The sequence below is a fragment of the Propionivibrio sp. genome (assembly GCF_041441355.1).
Taxonomy (GTDB): domain Bacteria; phylum Pseudomonadota; class Gammaproteobacteria; order Burkholderiales; family Rhodocyclaceae; genus Propionivibrio.
Genome location: NZ_JASDTF010000011.1, coordinates 136,768 through 152,678, shown reverse-complemented (window position 1 = coordinate 152,678; position 15,911 = coordinate 136,768). Strand labels below are relative to the sequence as shown.

The following is a 15,911-nucleotide window of genomic DNA, read 5'->3' as shown; positions in this document are numbered from 1 at the left end:
GTCTGTTCTATCTTGATTTCAATCGTTTTGGATAATCGGAGACATGCAGAAAATACTGATCATCGGCGCCACCTCGGCGATTGCTGAAGCCGCAGCCCGCCTCTGGGCGCCGCGCGGCGCGGCGTTCTACCTCGTCGGGCGTAATGCCGAACGGCTCGTGAGCATCGCCGACGATCTTAAGGTACGCGGTGCGGCGCGGGTCGAAACGCAGGTCATGGACGCCTGCGAGCGCAGTCAGCATGAGGCGATGTTGACGGCCGCCGACAATTTTCTGTGCGGCATCGACGTGGCGCTGATCGCGCACGGGTCCTTGCCCGATCAGCGCGCCTGTGAACTTTCGGTCGACTTGACGCTGGCCGAGATCGAGACCAATGCGCTGTCGGTGATCGCGCTGTCGACGCTGATCGCCAACCGTCTTGCCTGGCAGGAAAAGGGGACGCTGGCGGTGATTTCCTCGGTGGCCGGCGACCGTGGCCGCCAGAGCAATTACGTCTATGGTGCGGCCAAGGGCATGGTGAGCCTGTTCCTGCAGGGGCTGCGCAACCGCATGTTCAAGCACGGGGTCCAAGTGCTGACGGTCAAGCCGGGTTTCGTCGATACGCCGATGACGTCCGGTTTCGACAAGGGGCCTTTGTGGGCAAGCGCCGACCAGGTCGCGCGCGGCATCGTGCGCGCCATCGACACGCGGCGCGACGTTGTCTACCTGCCGGGGTTCTGGTGGCCGATCATGTGGATCATCCGCCATCTCCCCGAAGGCTATTTCAAGAAGCTCAAACTGTAGGCGCTGCGGCGTTTTTCTCGGAAGGCCATTGGCGATGAACATTCCTCCATCCCCCGATTTCCGTTCCTCGGATTTCCTGCGCCGGCACATGCATTGGGTCATGGATTTCTACAACCGGCGCTCGTTTGATCCGAGCGGCGGGATGTACCACTTCTACCTCGACGACGGCACGGTGTACGACGTGCACACGCGGCACCTGGTGAGTGCGACGCGCTTCGTGGTCACCAACGCCATGCTCTACCGCGAAAGCGGCGAGGCGCCCTACCTCTCGAACGCCCGGCATGCCGTCGATTTCGTGCGCGATGCCTTCCGCGATCCGCAGACCGGCGGTTATGCCTGGCTGATCGACTGGCGCAACGGACGTTCGACGGTGCTCGACAGCACGCGTCATTGCTATGGCATGGCCTTCGTCATGCTCGCCTACGCGCATGCGGCGATGTGCGGCATCGACGAGGCGCGCGGCTGGCTGGCGGAGACCTTCGAGGTTGCCGAAAAACGCTTCTGGGAGTCGCTCGTCGGCCTGTATGCCGACGAAGCGACGGTCGACTGGGTGCTCTCGCCCTACCGTGGCCAGAACGCCAACATGCATGCCTGCGAGGCCATGCTGGCGGCCTTCGCGGCGACCGGCGAAGCCCGCTACATCGAGCGCGCGGAGACCCTCGCCGAGGCGATCACCCGCCGCCAGGCGGCGCTTGCCGACGACCTCGTCTGGGAGCATTACAACGCCGACTGGACTGTCGACTGGGACTACAACCGCCACGACAAGAGCAACATCTTCCGCCCCTGGGGCTACCAGCCCGGCCACCTCACCGAATGGGCCAAGCTGCTCGTCCAGCTCGATGCCCTGCACCCGGCGGCCTGGCACCTGCCGCGGGCCGAAGCGCTGTTTTTGGCCGCGGTTGAGCGCGCCTGGGATCACGAGCACGGGGGCATGTTCTACGGTTTTGCGCCTGACGGTACGATCTGCGACAGCGACAAGTACCACTGGGTGCAGGCCGAAACGCTCGCCGCCGCCGCGCTGCTTGCCCTGCGCACCGGCAACCGCGACTACTGGGCGTGGTACGACCGCCTCTGGGACTACTGCTGGAAGCATTTCGTCGATCACCGCGGGGGCGCCTGGTTCCGCATCCTCGATGCGGCGAACCGCAACCACACCCGCGAAAAGAGCCCGGCCGGCAAGGTCGATTATCACGACATCGGTGCTTGTTTCGACGTCCAGGCTGCGTTGCGCCAGCGGGCCAGCGGCGAACGGCTGACCGTGCTCCGGGCATGAGCGCCGCCCCGCGCTTTGCCGCCTTCGGCGAGGCCCTGACCGACTTCGTGCGTCAGGGCGATGATGTCTGGCGCAGCGTTCCGGGCGGCGCGCCGTGGAACGTGGCGCGCGCGATGGCGGCCTTTGGCGTAGCGAGCGCCTTTGGCGGGGCGATCAGCCGCGACTGCTTTGGCGATGCCCTCTGGCAGGCGAGCCTCGAAGCGCGGCTGGATACGCGCGGCGTGCAGCGTGTCGACAAATCGCCGCTGCTGGCGATGGTGCACGCCACGCATCCGCCGCAGTATTTCTTCGTCGGCGACGACAGTGCCGACCTTCATTTCGACGTCGACGCCTTGCCCGACGAATGGCTCGCCGGCTTGCGCTGGGCGCTGTTCGGTGGCATTAGCCTCGCGCGCGAGCCGCTTTCCGGGCGCCTGCTGGCCTTGGCCGAGCGGCTCAAGCGGGGCGGGACGAAGATCGCCTACGACCCCAATTTCCGCGTCCTGATGGACGAGCGCTACGACCCGACGCTGGCGCGCATGCTGGTGCTGGCCGACCTCGTCAAGCTTTCCGCCGACGACGTGCGTGGCCTGCTGCGATGCTCCGACGTCGAGGCCGGGCTTGCCGCCTTACGTGCCCGCAATCCGCAGGCCGCGTTCTTCTTCACCGACGGCGCCGCCCCGGCGCGTTGGTGCACCGCTGCGGGCGTCTGGGAAGGCGTGCCTCCGGCAATCGATGTGGTCGACACCGTGGGGGCCGGCGATTGCAGTCTGGCCGGCCTGCTTGCCAGTCTGCTCGACGGCGCCGAGATGTCGGGTGGTGAACCTTTGCGCGCGGCCCTGGCCGCCGGTGCGGGGGCCTGCCTCGCTGCCGGCGCGGTGCCGCCTTCGCCCGCGCAACGCGCGCAACTGGCGGCGCGGGTGACATTGCGCCGTCTTTAACCGCGAAGCTTCCCGACGGCCCGCGCGCCTCCAAAACGAAAAAGCCCCGCCGAAGCGGGGCTTTTTCTTGGTGCTGAACCGGGATTAGGCGGCTTGCTCGGCTTCGTCCTGGATCGAGTCGATGTCCTTCTGCTCGACCGAGGAGGTGATCAGGCGGGCAATCACCAGGTCGCCGGCGACGTTGAGCGTCGTGCGGCACATGTCGAGGAAGCGGTCGACCCCGAGGATCAGGCCGATGCCTTCGGCCGGGATGCCGACCTGGACCATCAACACCACGATCAGCGGCAGCGAGCCGCCCGGGACGCCGGCCGTGCCGACGCCGGCGAGAACCGACATCAGGACGACGAGGACCTGCTGACCGAAGGAGAGGTCGATGCCGAAGACCTGTGCCAGGAAGATCACCGTCACGCCTTCGAACAGCGCGGTGCCGTTCTGGTTGGCCGAAGCGCCGACCGTCAGCACGAAGCGCGAGATCTTGGGCGGCAGCTTGAGCACGTGTTCGGCAGTTTCCAGCGCGACCGGCAGGGTGGCGTTGGACGAGGCCGTCGAGAAGGCGTACAGATAGACTTGCTTACACTGGCTGAAGAAGTGGAAGGGCGAAACCTTGCCGACGATCTTCAAGGTGAGGCCATAGACCACGAAGAACTGGAAGAGCAGACCCAGCACCACGACCAGCGCGTAGTAGGCGACGTTGCCGAGGAAGCCGGCGCCCATGCGGTAGGCGGTGTTGAAGACGATGCCGAAGATCGCGTACGGCGCGAGCTTCATCGCCAGTTCGATGATCTTCATACAGGCCTGGAAGATCGCGTCGAGCACCTGCGAGAGCGGATGCTGCTCGCTCTTGATGACCGTCGACAGCGCCCAGCCGAAGAACAGTGCGAACACCATCAGGGCGACGATTTCACCCTGGAAGGCGCGAGCAGCGGCATCGATCGGGTTCTGCGGCAGCAGATCCACGAAGTACTGGAACCACGGCTTGTTCTGCGTCGCGGCCACGTTCTTCTGGATCGCCAGCACGCCCTGGTTAGCGGCCAGTGCAGCCTTGTCGAACTCGAGGCCGACACCCGGCTTGAGCAGGTTGGTCGAGAAGACGGCGACGAGCACCGCGCAGCCGCTGAGCAGGATGGTGTAGAGCAGCGAGAAACCACCGACCCGGCCGAGGCCGGCGCCGCGTCCGAGTTCCATGGCGCCGAGCATCAGCGCCGAGAGGATCAGCGGCACGACGACCATGAAGATCATGCGCAGGAAGGTCGCACCGACGAAGGTGAAGAGTTCGGTGACCCGACCCATGGCGGCGAATTCCTTCGCCGGGAAGTTGTAATACCCGATCAGGCCCAGAATGACGCCCAGGGCAAAGCCCAACAACAACTTGTTGTGCTGCTTCATTGTGATTCCCCCCATGTTTGCAAGATAACAACTGCGAAATTTCGGGCCGCCGGTCAGCCGGTTCTGGCCTAAGCCCTTCGGAATATGTACCGAGCCGTTGGTTTGTTGTTCTGGTTTCGCACTATACGCGCGCGAACGCTTTTTGTTCAATCAAAAAACTTTTTTTTTGGAGGGCTGTGCAATGGGTGTGCACCGAGAGAGACAGTGCATTACGGCGCGCCGGCGGGCGGGAGAGAGGGGCGTCGAGCGACGCAGTGGCCGGGGCTGCAGGGCGCGGCGCCGTTTATACGGCGACCGCGCGAATATGTCAATACCTTATGCTTTAGGCATTGTCTCGGCGAAGGCCGGACGGTGGGAGAGTTTTTCGTAGAGGCGGGCGAGGTTGGGGTGTTTGGCGTTCCAGTCGATCTCCGGGAAGCGGAAGGCCAGGTAGCCGAGGGCGCACCCGGCGGCAATGTCGGCGAGCGAAAAATGCGTGCCCATGCACCAGTTGCTGTCGCCCAGCTCGGCCGCCATGTAGTCGAGGCCGGCGATGATCTTGTTCTGCTGGCGAACGATCCACTCGCTGCTTTGTTGTTCGGCAGGGCGCTTCTTTTCCAGGAAGATCAGCGCTGCGGCGTCGCAGATGCCGTCGGCCAAGGCTTCCCAGCGTTTTACCTCGGTGCGCTCGCGGTTGGTCGAGGGCATCAGCTTGTTGTTCGGGGCAACATTGTCGAGGTATTCGCTGATGACGCGCGAGTCGAAGAGCGAGGTGTCGTCGTCGAGCGCCAGGACGGGGATCTTGCCCAGCGGGTTGAGGTTGGCGACGCCCGACTCGGGCGACCACGGGGAGTCGATGACGAATTCGTAGTCGATCTTTTTCTCTGCGAGAACGATGCGCACCTTGCGCACGAAGGGGCTGGTCAGCGATCCGATAAGCTTCATTGGTGGCCTGTGGAGGGTTTCAGGTTCTGCGCGGGGCAGGGATGCGCCGATTATAGCATTCGGAGTCCTGACCCTCGTTGCGCCGGCGTGTGCGAAAGGCCGGATTTGCTGGAGTTTTTGCGGGGAAGTTACAATGGCGGCCCCTCAGTGAAGGATTCCATCCATGTCTTGCAATAACCTGACGATGCTCTCGCCGCTCGACGGTCGTTACGCGACCAAGGTCGATGCTCTGCGCGAGCACTTTTCCGAGTTCGGCCTGATCCGCCGCCGCCTGCAGGTCGAGGTCGAATGGCTCAAGGCGCTGGCCGCCGAGCCGCATTTCGCCGAGATCCCGTCCTTCTCGCCAGCGACCGTCGCCGAGCTCGATCGCCTGGTTGCCGAATTCGGGCCGGAGCAGGCCGCCGAGGTGAAAGCCATCGAGGCGACCACCAATCACGACGTCAAGGCGCTCGAATACTGGATCAAGGATCAGCTCGCCGCCAACGCTGAGGTGATGCGGGTCAAGGAATTCATCCACTTTGCTTGCACCTCCGAGGACATCAACAACCTCTCGCACGCGCTGATGCTCAAGGGAGCGCGCGACGCGGTGCTCGTTCCGGCGCTGGACAAGGTGATCGCCCGCCTGCGCGAACTGGCGCACCAGCTCGCCGAACTGCCGATGATGTCGCGTACGCACGGTCAGCCCGCGACGCCGACGACCATGGGCAAGGAGTTGGCCAACGTCGTCTATCGCCTCGATCGGGCGCGCAAGGCCATCGTCGGGGTCTGCCTCTTGGGCAAGATCAACGGCGCGGTCGGTAACTACAATGCCCACCTCGCGGCTTACCCGGCGTACGACTGGGAAAGTTTCGCGCGCCGCTTTGTCGAGGGTCTGGGGTTGGAATTCAACCCCTATACCATTCAGATCGAGCCGCATGACGCGATGGCCGAGCTTTTCGACGCCTTCGCCCGCGCCAACACCATCTTGGTCGACCTCGACCGCGACGTTTGGGGCTACATCTCGCTTGGCTTCTTCCGCCAGAAGCTCAAGGCCGGCGAGATCGGCTCGTCGACGATGCCGCACAAGGTCAATCCGATCGACTTCGAGAATTCCGAAGGCAACCTCGGTCTGGCCAATGCTGTTCTGCGCCACCTTTCGGAGAAGCTGCCGATTTCGCGCTGGCAGCGTGACCTGACCGACTCGACCGTGCTGCGCAACATGGGCGTTGCTCTCGGTTATGCGCTGCTTGGCTACGATTCCTTGCTGCGCGGTCTGGGCAAACTCGAGGCCAATGCCGACGTGCTGTGCACCGACCTCGACGCGAATTGGGAGCTCCTGGCCGAACCGATCCAGACGGTGATGCGCCGTTACGGGATCGAGAATCCCTACGAGAAGCTCAAGGACCTGACCCGCGGCAACCGTGTCTCGCGCGACGGCATGCAGGAATTCGTCAAGTCGCTCGACATTCCGCAGGCGGCCAAGGACGAACTGCTCAAGTTGACGCCCTGGGACTACACCGGCAAGGCCGCCGAACTGGCGCGCCGGATCTGAGGCGCGGCCATGTCGGAATTTGCCGCCAACCTCAAGAAGCTCCCGGGGATCTCGCACCTGGCCGCGATCAATCTGCTCGATGCCGAAGGCAACGTGATCGATACGATCGAGAACAAGACCGGCAGCCAGGGCTCGCTCGCGGTTTATAACCATCTTGCGCAGACCTACGGAGCGATCACCCCCGAGGCCGCGCGCAAGGGGCTGGAGCTGTACGCCGAGCACACCGAGGATGCGCGAACGCATCCCGGCAAGCATGCCAACATCGATCGTCTGCTGGCCCTGGTCGCCGAAGGGCGCACGCTGCGCGTCAAGCACGTGTTCGCGCTCTGACCTTCCGCTTCGCCAGAGGCGAAAACGGATTTGACAGCCGGTGCCAAGGATTTAGATTGAAGGCACGACGGGCCGGAGGCAGCGCCGCCTCCGGCCCGTTTTTTTGTCGCCTGATCGCACTTTTTGCGTTCGGGCGTGTCTTGCACCGTGCCGTTCCGTTTTCTGATCATCCCCTGATGGAGAGAACCATGAAAAAAACTGTCGTCGCGCTCGTTCTTGCTGGCCTGGCGTCCGCCGTTTTTGCCCAGCAGCCGCTCAAACCCGAAGAAATGATCAAGTTCCGCAAGTCAGGTTACAGCTTCATGTCCTGGAACATGGGCAAGATCAAGGCCAATCTCGACGGTAACTTCAACAAGGAGCAGGTGATCGCCGCTGCCAACGTCGTCGCGGCAACCGCGAATTCGGGCATGGGGGCGCTGTTCGGCCCGGGCACCGAAAAAGACGCCGGGAACGAGAAGACGCGGGTCAAGCCTGAATTCTTCCAGCAACCCGAAAAAGTGCGCGAACTGGCGATGGCTTTCAATAAGGAGGCCAACGAACTGGCCAAGGTGGCCGCGGGTGGCGATCCGGCCGCGATCAAGGCGCAGTTCGGCAAGACCGGTGGCACGTGCAAGGCCTGCCACGACGCCTTCCGCAAGGATTGAGGGCAAGGGACGCCCGTTCCCTGAGCCTCCGGCCGGACACGGTCAAAGAAAAAGCCTCCCGCGGGAGGCTTTTTCGTCCCCGGGCGGGGGCGGTCAGAAGAACATCTTGACGATGATCCAGCCGACGGCACAGCCGGTCCCGACGCCCAAGAGGCCTGGGATGATGAAGCTGTGGTTGATGACGAACTTGCCGATGCGCGTCGTCCCCGAGCGGTCAAAGCCGAGGCAGGCGAGGTCGCTGGCGTAGGTTGGCAGAATGAAGTAGCCGTAGCACGCGGGCATGAAGGCGAGCATCACCTTCGGGTCGACGCCGAGGCTGACGCCCAGCGGTGCGATCGCGGCAATGGCCGCGGCTTGGCTATTGACCAGCTTGGAGACGATGAACAGCACGAGGGCGTAGGTCCAGGGCTGGGCGGCGACGATGCCGGCGAGGGCATTCTTGAGCAGCGTGAAGTGCGCCTCGAAGAAGGTGTCGGCCATCCAGGCAACGCCGAAGACCGAGACGATGGCCACCATGCCGGCCTTGAACACCGTGCCGTTGGGGATTTCCTGCGGCTTGACCTTGCACAGCACCAGGATCAGCGAGCCGGCGGTGAGCATCATCATCTGGATGGCGAGGTTCATCGACAGGGGCTTGGCCTTCCCGATCGGGCCGACGGCCGGGCGAAGCTCGGGGAAGGCGCCGAGCAGGACGACCGCAGCGATGGCGCCGAAGAAGATCCAGGTGGCCCAGTAGGCTTCCTTGGGGAAGACCTTGTCGAGCAGGGTGGTGTTTTCGCCGTAGATGTAGTCGCGTTGCTCCGGGTCCTTGATCTTGGCCTGGAATTCCGGGTCGTTCTCCAGATCCTTGCCGCGCTTGAGGCTCCACAGGGCGGCGACGATGACGCCGCAGAGCGTTGCCGGCATGCCGACCGAGAGGATCTCGATCAGGCTGATCGGGTGGCCGAAGGCATCGGTCTTGCCCAAGATGGCGACCATCGAGACGACAGCGACCGAGACCGGCGACGCACAGATGCCGATCTGCGAGGCAATCGAGGCCACGGCCATCGGGCGCTCGGGGCGGATGCCCTTCTTGATCGCGATGTCGTAGATGATCGGGAACATCGTGTAAACGACGTGCCCGGTGCCGCACATGACGGTCAGTGTCCAGGTGGTGATCGGCGCGAGGATGGTGATTTTATCGGGATGCTTGCGCAGCAGCTTTTCGGCGAAGCGCATCATCACGTTGAGGCCGCCGGCGGACTGGAGCACCGAGGCGCAGCCAATCACGGCGAGGATGGTGAGCAGGACATCGACGGGCGGTTTGCCCGGCGCAAGGTGAAAAACGAAAGCAAAAATCAAAACCCCGATGCCGCCGAAGAGGCCCAGACCGTAGCCCCCGTAACGGGTGCCGGCGACGAGGCAGAACAAGATGATGAGAAACTGCACAGTGATGGCGATATCCATCGAACAACTCCCCTCTTTTTTACGATGATTTTATGCTCGGCGTGCCGTTGGCAAGCGCTCGCCCGCGCAGCGATTTTGTCGTTCGCCGCACGTGCAAGTCAAGCCGAAAAAAGCGTTTTCTACGTAAAAAAGGCGAAAATTGCGCGCTGCGAACGCGCCATTCGGCGCGCCTTGCAGGCGGGCTGCAAGGCGCGTCCGGCGGTGCTTCCGGGGCTTACCAGGCGGGGGCTTGCTGCGCGGGTGCGGGCGGTGGCGCCGGCAACCAGTGGCCCGAAGCGGTGTAAACCGCAGCCAGCGCCAGCGCCAACGCCAGGACGAAGGCGCGCGGGCCGCCGCCGCGCGTCGGCGCGGCGAGGGGGGCGGGAACGTCTTTCCAGCCGGTGAGCATCGGGCGCACTAGGTTCTCGCGCTTGAGGCGGCTGTAATAGGCGATGGCCAGCAGGTGCAGGACGAGCAGCAGGATCAGGACGCTGGTCAGCTTGCGGTGCCAGCCGATCAGGCGGTCGCTTGAGTCCTTGCCGGCCAGTTCGAAGAGCGGTCCGCGGAAGGCGATGTCGTCGTTGCCGGCGATGCCGGTGGCGAGCAGTGCGGCGAGGATGGCGAGCATGGCAAAGATCGACAGCGCGCCGAGCGGGTTGTGACCAATGCCCTGCCAATGGCCGCCGAGGTAGGCGAAGACCCGCCTGGGGGTCGGCAGGAACTGGGCGAAACGCGCATAAGTCGGGCCGTTGAGCCCCCAGACCAAGCGAAAGGTGATGAGGCCGACAATGACGAGGCCGATCCGGCCGTGCCAGACCATGGCATTGCCGCCCAGCTTGCCGGTGATGATCGCGGCCAGGACGCAGAGCACGAGCGACCAGTGGAAGATGCGGGTGGGCAGATCCCAGAGGCGGATGCGTTCGGACTTCATCGCGGGCTCCATGAGGGCGGATGAACGGATGGTAGAACGACGGAGCCTGATGTGCCAAGGGCGCCTTGCGGCGCCCTTGCACGGGGTGTTGCGGAGTGTGGCGGCTGGGTGACTCAGACCACCGCGCCCTCGTCGTTGGCACCCTCGATTTGCTTCTTGGGCTTGACGAAGTGTTCGCGCGAGACACCGAGCCACATCGCCAGCGGCGCGGCGACGAGCACCGACGAGTAGATGCCGAAGCAGATGCCGATGGTCAGCGCGAGGGCGAAGTAATGCAGGGTTTCGCCGCCGAAGACGAGCATCGAGAGCACCATCAGCTGCGTGCTGCCGTGGGTGATGATGGTGCGCGAGATGGTGCTGGTGATGGCGTGGTCGAGCACCTGCGGCGTGGTCAGGCCGCGCACTTTCTTGAAGGTTTCGCGCACCCGGTCGAAGACCACGACCGACTCGTTGACCGAGTAGCCGAGCACGGCGAGAACCGCAGCCAGGACCGAGAGCGAGAACTCCCACTGGAAGAAGGCGAAGAAGCCGAGAATGATGACTACGTCGTGCAGGTTGGCGATGATCGCCGAGACCGAGAAGCGCCACTCGAAGCGGACCGCGAGGTAGAGGACGATCCCCAGGATGACCAGCAGCAAGGCCAGCGCACCGTTCTCGGCAAGCTCCTTGCCGACCTGCGGACCGACGAACTCGACGCGGCTCAGGGCGGCGCCGGGGGCTTCGGCTTCCAGCGCGGCCATCACCGCTTCACCGATCTTGGCCGAGTTCTGCTCGGCCTTGAGCGGCAGGCGGATCATCACGTCGCGGCTCGAACCGAAGTTCTGCACCGCGATGTCGGTGTAACCGGCCTTGGAGAGGCCGCCGCGGATCTTTTCGAGGTCGGCCGCCTGCGAGTAGGTGACTTCGATCAGCGTCCCGCCCGTGAACTCGACCGACAGGTGCAGGCCGCGCGAGAACAGGAAGAACACCGCGAGCAGGAAGGTGATGAGTGAAATGACATTGAACGTCAGCGCATGGCGCATGAACGGAATGTCTTTGTGGATGCGGAAAAATTCCATGTTCGTGCGTCCTTATTTGGCCTTGCCGGCGGCGGTGTCGGGTTTCCAGATCTGCCCGATCGACAGCGACTCGAGCTTGCGCTTGCGGCCATAGATCAGGTTGACCAGGGCGCGCGAGACGAACACCGACGAGAAGAGCGAGGTCAGGATGCCGAGGCAATGCACCACGGCGAAGCCGCGCACCGGGCCGGAGCCGAAGACGAGCAGGGCGATGCCGGCGATCAGGGTGGTGACGTTCGAGTCGAGAATCGTGTCGAAGGCGTGGTCATAACCGTTATGGATGGCCATCGCCGGCGAATGCCCGAGGCGTAACTCCTCTCGGATGCGTTCGTTGATCAGCACGTTGGCGTCGATGGCCATGCCCAGGGTGAGCGCGATGGCCGCGATCCCCGGCAGGGTCAGCGTCGCCTGCAGCAGCGAGAGCAGGGCGATCAGGAAGAGCACGTTGGAGGCCAGCGCGACGACCGAAATGAAGCCGAAGAGCACGTAGTAGGCGACCATGAACACGGCGATCGCGGCAAAGCCCCACAGCGTCGAATGGAAGCCCTTCTTGATGTTCTCGGCGCCGAGGCTCGGGCCGATGGTGCGTTCCTCGATGATCTCCATCGGCGCGGCGAGCGAGCCGGCACGCAGCAGCAGCGCGGTGTCGTTGGCTTCGACGGTGGTCATGCTGCCCGAGATCTGGACGCGACCGCCGCCGATTTCGGTGCGGATCACCGGGGCGGTGACGACTTCGCCCTTGCCTTTCTCGATCAGCAGGATGGCCATGCGCTTGCCGACGTTTTCGCGCGTGATGTCCTTGAAGATGCGCGAACCGGCCGAGTCGAGCGTGAGGTGCACCGCCGGCTCCTGGCTCTGGTTGTCGAAGCCGGCCTGAGCGTCGGTGAGGCGGTCGCCGGTCAGCACGACCTGCTTCTTGACCAGCAGCGGCCGGCCGCCGCGCTCGACGTACAGCTCGGTGCCGAAAGGAACCTGGCCGGAGAGCGCGCCTTCGAGCGCGCCCGGCGTGTCGTCGACCATGCGGATTTCAAGCGTCGCGGTGCGGCCGAGGATGTCCTTGGCCTTGGCCGTGTCCTGCACGCCGGGCAGTTGCACGACGATGCGGTCGAGGCCCTGCTGGGCGATCACCGGCTCGGCGACGCCGAGTTCGTTGATCCGGTTGTGCAGGGTGCCCATGTTCTGTTTCACCGCCAGTTCCTGGATGCGCTTCAGGGCGAGCGGCTTGAGGCTGGCGATGATGCGCAGGTCGCTGCCGTCGCCCTGGTCGAGGAGGGCCAGATCGGGCTGGTTGTCGTCGAGGACGTTGCGCGCCTTGGTGCGCGTTTCAGCGTCGCGGAAGCGGATCACGATGCGTTCGCCGTCGCGGGCGATGCCGCCGTGGCGGATGTTCTTGTCGCGCATCAGGCTGCGCAGGTCGGCCGCGGTGGCGTCGAGGCGCTTGGTCAGCGCGCCCTTCATGTCCACCTGGAGCAGGAAGTGCACCCCGCCGCGCAGGTCGAGGCCGAGGTACATCGGCAGCGCGTGCATCTTGGTCAGCCACTGCGGCGAGCTGGAGAGCAGGTTGAGCGCAATGACGTACTGCGGGTCGGTCGGATCGGGATTGAAATGCTTCTCGAGGACGTCCTTGGCCTTGAGCTGGGTGTCGGTGTCCTTGAGGCGGACCTTGACGCCGTTGGCGTCGAGGAAAATTCCCTTGTTCTCGATGTTCGCGCCGCCGATGGCGGTTTCGACGCGATCGAGGGTCTTGGTGTCGATCTTCAGCGTGGCTTTGGCGCTCGAGACCTGGACGGCCGGCGATTCGCCAAAGAAGTTCGGCAGCGTGTAGACGAGGCCGAGCGCCAGCGCAAAGGCGACGATGAGGTATTTCCAGAGCGGATAACGATTCATGGAAGGCTGGACGATGTTGAGGTTGGGCTGCGGGATCGCCGGACGGCCCTCGGCGCATGGGGCGCCGATGCGAAACGGAGCGGTCGTTCGCCGCTCCGTCTCTGGGGACTCATGGGGCCGGTTACAGGCTCTTCAGCGTGCCCTTGGGCAGAACCATCGCCACGGCGGGCTTTTGCAGCTGGATTTCGACGTTGTCGGCAATCTCGACGCCGACGTAGGTGTCGCCGACCTTGGTGATCTTGCCGGCGATGCCGCCCGAGGTCACGACTTCGTCGCCCTTGGAGAGCGCGTCGATCATGGCCTTGTGCTCCTTGGCCTTCTTCATCTGCGGACGGATCATCAGGAAGTAGAGCACGACGAACATCAGGATGATCGGCATGAACTGCATGATGGTTTCCACCGGGCCGCCGGCACCTCCGGCAGCGGCCTGGGCGTAAGCGTTACTGATCAACACATTGTTCTCCTTGGAATAAAAGCGAAACGACGCCGGGGCGTCAAAAACAAGCGGGTCATTGTATCACTCTGGCTTCGCTGCGGCGGTCGGCATGGAAGCGTGTCACGACCTCGGCGAGGCGGCCGTCGGCGATCCCTTCGCGCAGCTCGCGCATCAGTACCTGGTAGTAATGCAGGTTGTGGATGGTGTTGAGCTGCGAACCGAGAATTTCGCCGACACGGTGCAGGTGGTGCAGGTAGGCGCGCGAGAAGTTGCGGCAGGTGTAGCACTCACAGGTGGCGTCGAGCGGGCGCGGGTCGTTCTTGTGGCAGGCGTTCTTGATCTTGATGTCGCCATAACGGGTGAACAGGTGGCCGTTGCGGGCGTTGCGCGTGGGCATGACGCAGTCGAACATGTCGACGCCCTGCTGCACGCCATGCACCAGATCCTCGGGCGTGCCGACCCCCATCAGGTAGCGCGGCCGGCCGGTGGGCAGGCGCGGCGTGGTGTGGGCGAGGATGCGCGCCATGTCGGCCTTCGGCTCGCCGACCGACAAGCCGCCGATGGCGTAGCCGTTAAAGCCGATGTCGACGAGGCCGGCGAGCGACTCCTCGCGCAGGTCTTCGTACATCCCGCCCTGAACGATGCCGAACAGCGCATTGGTATTGCCCAGGCGGTCGTGCTCGTCGCGCGAGCGGCGCGCCCAGCGCATGCTCATGCGCATCGACTTGGCCGCCTCGGCGTGGCTGGCCGGGTAGGGCGTACATTCGTCGAAGATCATCACGATGTCGGAGTTGAGCGTGTGCTGGATGCGCATCGACTCTTCCGGCGTGAGGAAGAGTTTGGCGCCGTCGACCGGCGAGGAAAACTTGACCCCCTCTTCGGTGATCTTGCGCAGCGCGCCGAGCGAGAACACCTGGAACCCGCCCGAATCGGTAAGGATGGGCTTCTTCCAGCCCATCAGCCCGTGCAGGCCGCCGTGCGCGGCGACGACTTCGAGGCCGGGGCGCAGCCAGAGGTGGAAGGTGTTGCCGAGGCAGATCTGGGCGCCGATTTCCTCGAGGTCGCGGGGCGTCATCGCCTTGACCGTGCCGTAGGTGCCGACCGGCATGAAGACCGGCGTTTCGACGACGCCGTGCGCCAGCGTCAGACGGCCGCGCCGGGCGAGGCCGTCGGTGGTGAGGAGTTCAAAGTGCATTTTGGTCTTTAGTGAAAAGTGCTTAACCACAAAGGGTGTGAAGAATGCGAAGCGGACCCGACGCGTGCAGCCTTAAATGCGGCATCGAGGTTCGATCATACGGGCTTCGTTTCGTGTTCTCCCGGGGGAATGCATTCAGTTAATTTTTCGGTTCCAACAGCATCGCATCGCCGTAGCTGAAGAAACGGTAGCGTTGTTCGACCGCGTGGCGGTAGGCAGCGCGCATTTCGTCCAGTCCGGCGAAGGCCGAGACCAGCATCAACAGCGTCGACTTGGGCAGGTGGAAATTGGTGATCAAGCGGTCGACGGTGCGGAAGCGGTAGCCGGGGGTGATGAAGATGTCGGTTTCGGCCGCGCCCGCGTTGAGTGTTCCGCATTGCGAGGCGGCTTCGAGCGCGCGCAGGCTGGTCGTGCCGACGGCGATCACCCGGCCGCCGCGCGCCTTGGCGCGTGCGATTGCGGCCACCGTGGCGGGCGGGATGTCGAAGCGCTCGGCGTGCATGCGGTGTTCGGCGACATGATGCACGCGCACCGGCTGGAAGGTGCCGGCACCGACGTGCAGCGTCAGCCAGGCGAGGTCGACGCCGATCTCGGCCAGGTGGTCGAGCAGCATCTGGTCGAAGTGCAGCCCCGCGGTGGGCGCGGCGACGGCTCCCTGGTGGCGGGCATAGACCGTCTGGTAGCGCGTCTCGTCTTCGCATTCGGCGTGGTGCGCGATGTAAGGCGGCAGGGGCAGGCGGCCATGCGCTTCGAGCCGGGCGTAGAAATCGCCTTCCGCGTCGTCCCCGATGAGTTTAAGGGCGAAGAATTCATTGTTTTCGCCGACGCGCCCGCCGACCTCGACCTCGAATGCGTCTTCGACGACGATCCGGTTGCCCGGCTTGGGCGACTTGCTGGCACGGATCTGGGCCACCGCGTGCCGGGCATCGACGACCCGCTCGATCATGATCTCGACCTTGCCGCCGCTTGCCTTCTGCCCGAACAAGCGCGCCTTGATCACGCGCGTGTCGTTGAACACCAGCACGTCGCCCGGAGCGACGAGTTGCGGCAGGTCGGCGAAGGCGCGGTCGTGGTGCGTGTTTCCGGCGACGTGCAGCAGACGGCTCGCGCTGCGGGCCGCGGCCGGGTGTTGGGCGATCAGTTCGGGCGGGAGGTGGAAGTCGAAATCGTCGAGGGTGAGCATGCGGAAA

General features: G+C 64.3%; 15 protein-coding genes. 6 read left to right on the top strand and 9 right to left on the bottom strand.

Annotation, left to right across the window (positions count from 1 at the left end):
- Positions 1 to 43 precede the first annotated feature (43 nt).
- The 3 genes from QMB55_RS03825 to QMB55_RS03815 are packed head-to-tail and all read left to right on the top strand — an operon-like array spanning position 44 to position 2,974.
- A complete protein-coding gene (locus QMB55_RS03825; protein WP_497587339.1) occupies positions 44 to 781 on the top strand; it encodes an SDR family oxidoreductase in 738 nt (245 codons plus the stop codon).
- A 34-nt stretch (positions 782 to 815) separates the two neighbouring features.
- Positions 816 to 2,054, top strand: a complete 1,239-nt coding sequence (locus QMB55_RS03820; protein WP_497587338.1) for an AGE family epimerase/isomerase — start codon at positions 816 to 818, stop codon at positions 2,052 to 2,054.
- Positions 2,051 to 2,974: a carbohydrate kinase family protein gene (locus tag QMB55_RS03815; protein ID WP_497587337.1), complete on the top strand. Its 924-nt coding sequence runs from the start codon at positions 2,051 to 2,053 to the stop codon at positions 2,972 to 2,974. The genes QMB55_RS03820 and QMB55_RS03815 overlap by 4 nt, the downstream gene beginning before the upstream one ends.
- Positions 2,975 to 3,058: 84 nt before the next feature.
- On the opposite strand, the gene QMB55_RS03810 is transcribed toward QMB55_RS03815, so the two are convergent.
- A complete protein-coding gene (locus QMB55_RS03810; RefSeq protein WP_497587336.1) occupies positions 3,059 to 4,360 on the bottom strand; it encodes a dicarboxylate/amino acid:cation symporter in 1,302 nt (433 codons plus the stop codon).
- Positions 4,361 to 4,675: 315 nt separating this feature from the next.
- On the bottom strand, positions 4,676 to 5,284 hold the full coding sequence (locus QMB55_RS03805) for a glutathione S-transferase (RefSeq protein ID WP_497587335.1): 609 nt from the start codon (positions 5,282 to 5,284) through the stop codon (positions 4,676 to 4,678).
- A gap of 163 nt (positions 5,285 to 5,447) precedes the next feature.
- Between QMB55_RS03805 and purB the strand changes: the two genes are divergently transcribed.
- The 3 genes from purB to QMB55_RS03790 all read left to right on the top strand — a co-directional run bounded on the left by purB (position 5,448) and on the right by QMB55_RS03790 (position 7,789).
- Positions 5,448 to 6,815 carry an adenylosuccinate lyase gene (gene purB, locus QMB55_RS03800; RefSeq protein ID WP_497587334.1) on the top strand — a complete coding sequence of 456 codons (1,368 nt, stop codon included), beginning with the start codon at positions 5,448 to 5,450 and terminating at the stop codon, positions 6,813 to 6,815.
- A 9-nt stretch (positions 6,816 to 6,824) separates the two neighbouring features.
- On the top strand, positions 6,825 to 7,145 hold the full coding sequence (locus tag QMB55_RS03795; RefSeq protein ID WP_497587333.1) for a DUF2322 family protein: 321 nt from the start codon (positions 6,825 to 6,827) through the stop codon (positions 7,143 to 7,145).
- Between the two features lie 188 nt (positions 7,146 to 7,333).
- The gene (locus QMB55_RS03790) at positions 7,334 to 7,789 is read left to right on the top strand and encodes a c-type cytochrome (RefSeq protein WP_497587332.1); all 456 of its coding nucleotides are present in this window, start codon (positions 7,334 to 7,336) and stop codon (positions 7,787 to 7,789) included.
- A 93-nt stretch (positions 7,790 to 7,882) separates the two neighbouring features.
- Here the strand turns inward: QMB55_RS03790 and QMB55_RS03785 are convergent, their stop codons facing one another.
- The 7 genes from QMB55_RS03785 to queA form a co-directional block, all read right to left on the bottom strand.
- The gene (locus QMB55_RS03785) at positions 7,883 to 9,235 is read right to left on the bottom strand and encodes an anaerobic C4-dicarboxylate transporter (RefSeq protein WP_497587331.1); all 1,353 of its coding nucleotides are present in this window, start codon (positions 9,233 to 9,235) and stop codon (positions 7,883 to 7,885) included.
- A 214-nt stretch (positions 9,236 to 9,449) separates the two neighbouring features.
- Complete coding sequence (locus tag QMB55_RS03780; RefSeq protein ID WP_497587330.1) at positions 9,450 to 10,145, bottom strand: cytochrome b/b6 domain-containing protein; 696 nt, start codon at positions 10,143 to 10,145, stop codon at positions 9,450 to 9,452.
- Between the two features lie 113 nt (positions 10,146 to 10,258).
- Complete coding sequence (secF, locus tag QMB55_RS03775) at positions 10,259 to 11,203, bottom strand: protein translocase subunit SecF (protein WP_497587329.1); 945 nt, start codon at positions 11,201 to 11,203, stop codon at positions 10,259 to 10,261.
- Positions 11,204 to 11,215: 12 nt separating this feature from the next.
- Entirely contained in the window at positions 11,216 to 13,090 is a 1,875-nt protein-coding gene (gene secD / locus QMB55_RS03770) for a protein translocase subunit SecD (protein ID WP_497587328.1), read from the bottom strand.
- 121 nt (positions 13,091 to 13,211) lie between these two features.
- Positions 13,212 to 13,544: a preprotein translocase subunit YajC gene (yajC, locus tag QMB55_RS03765; RefSeq protein WP_497587327.1), complete on the bottom strand. Its 333-nt coding sequence runs from the start codon at positions 13,542 to 13,544 to the stop codon at positions 13,212 to 13,214.
- Between the two features lie 55 nt (positions 13,545 to 13,599).
- Positions 13,600 to 14,721: a tRNA guanosine(34) transglycosylase Tgt gene (gene tgt / locus QMB55_RS03760; protein WP_497587326.1), complete on the bottom strand. Its 1,122-nt coding sequence runs from the start codon at positions 14,719 to 14,721 to the stop codon at positions 13,600 to 13,602.
- 139 nt (positions 14,722 to 14,860) lie between these two features.
- Positions 14,861 to 15,904: a tRNA preQ1(34) S-adenosylmethionine ribosyltransferase-isomerase QueA gene (gene queA, locus QMB55_RS03755; RefSeq protein WP_497587325.1), complete on the bottom strand. Its 1,044-nt coding sequence runs from the start codon at positions 15,902 to 15,904 to the stop codon at positions 14,861 to 14,863.
- Between the last annotated feature and the right edge of the window lie 7 nt (positions 15,905 to 15,911).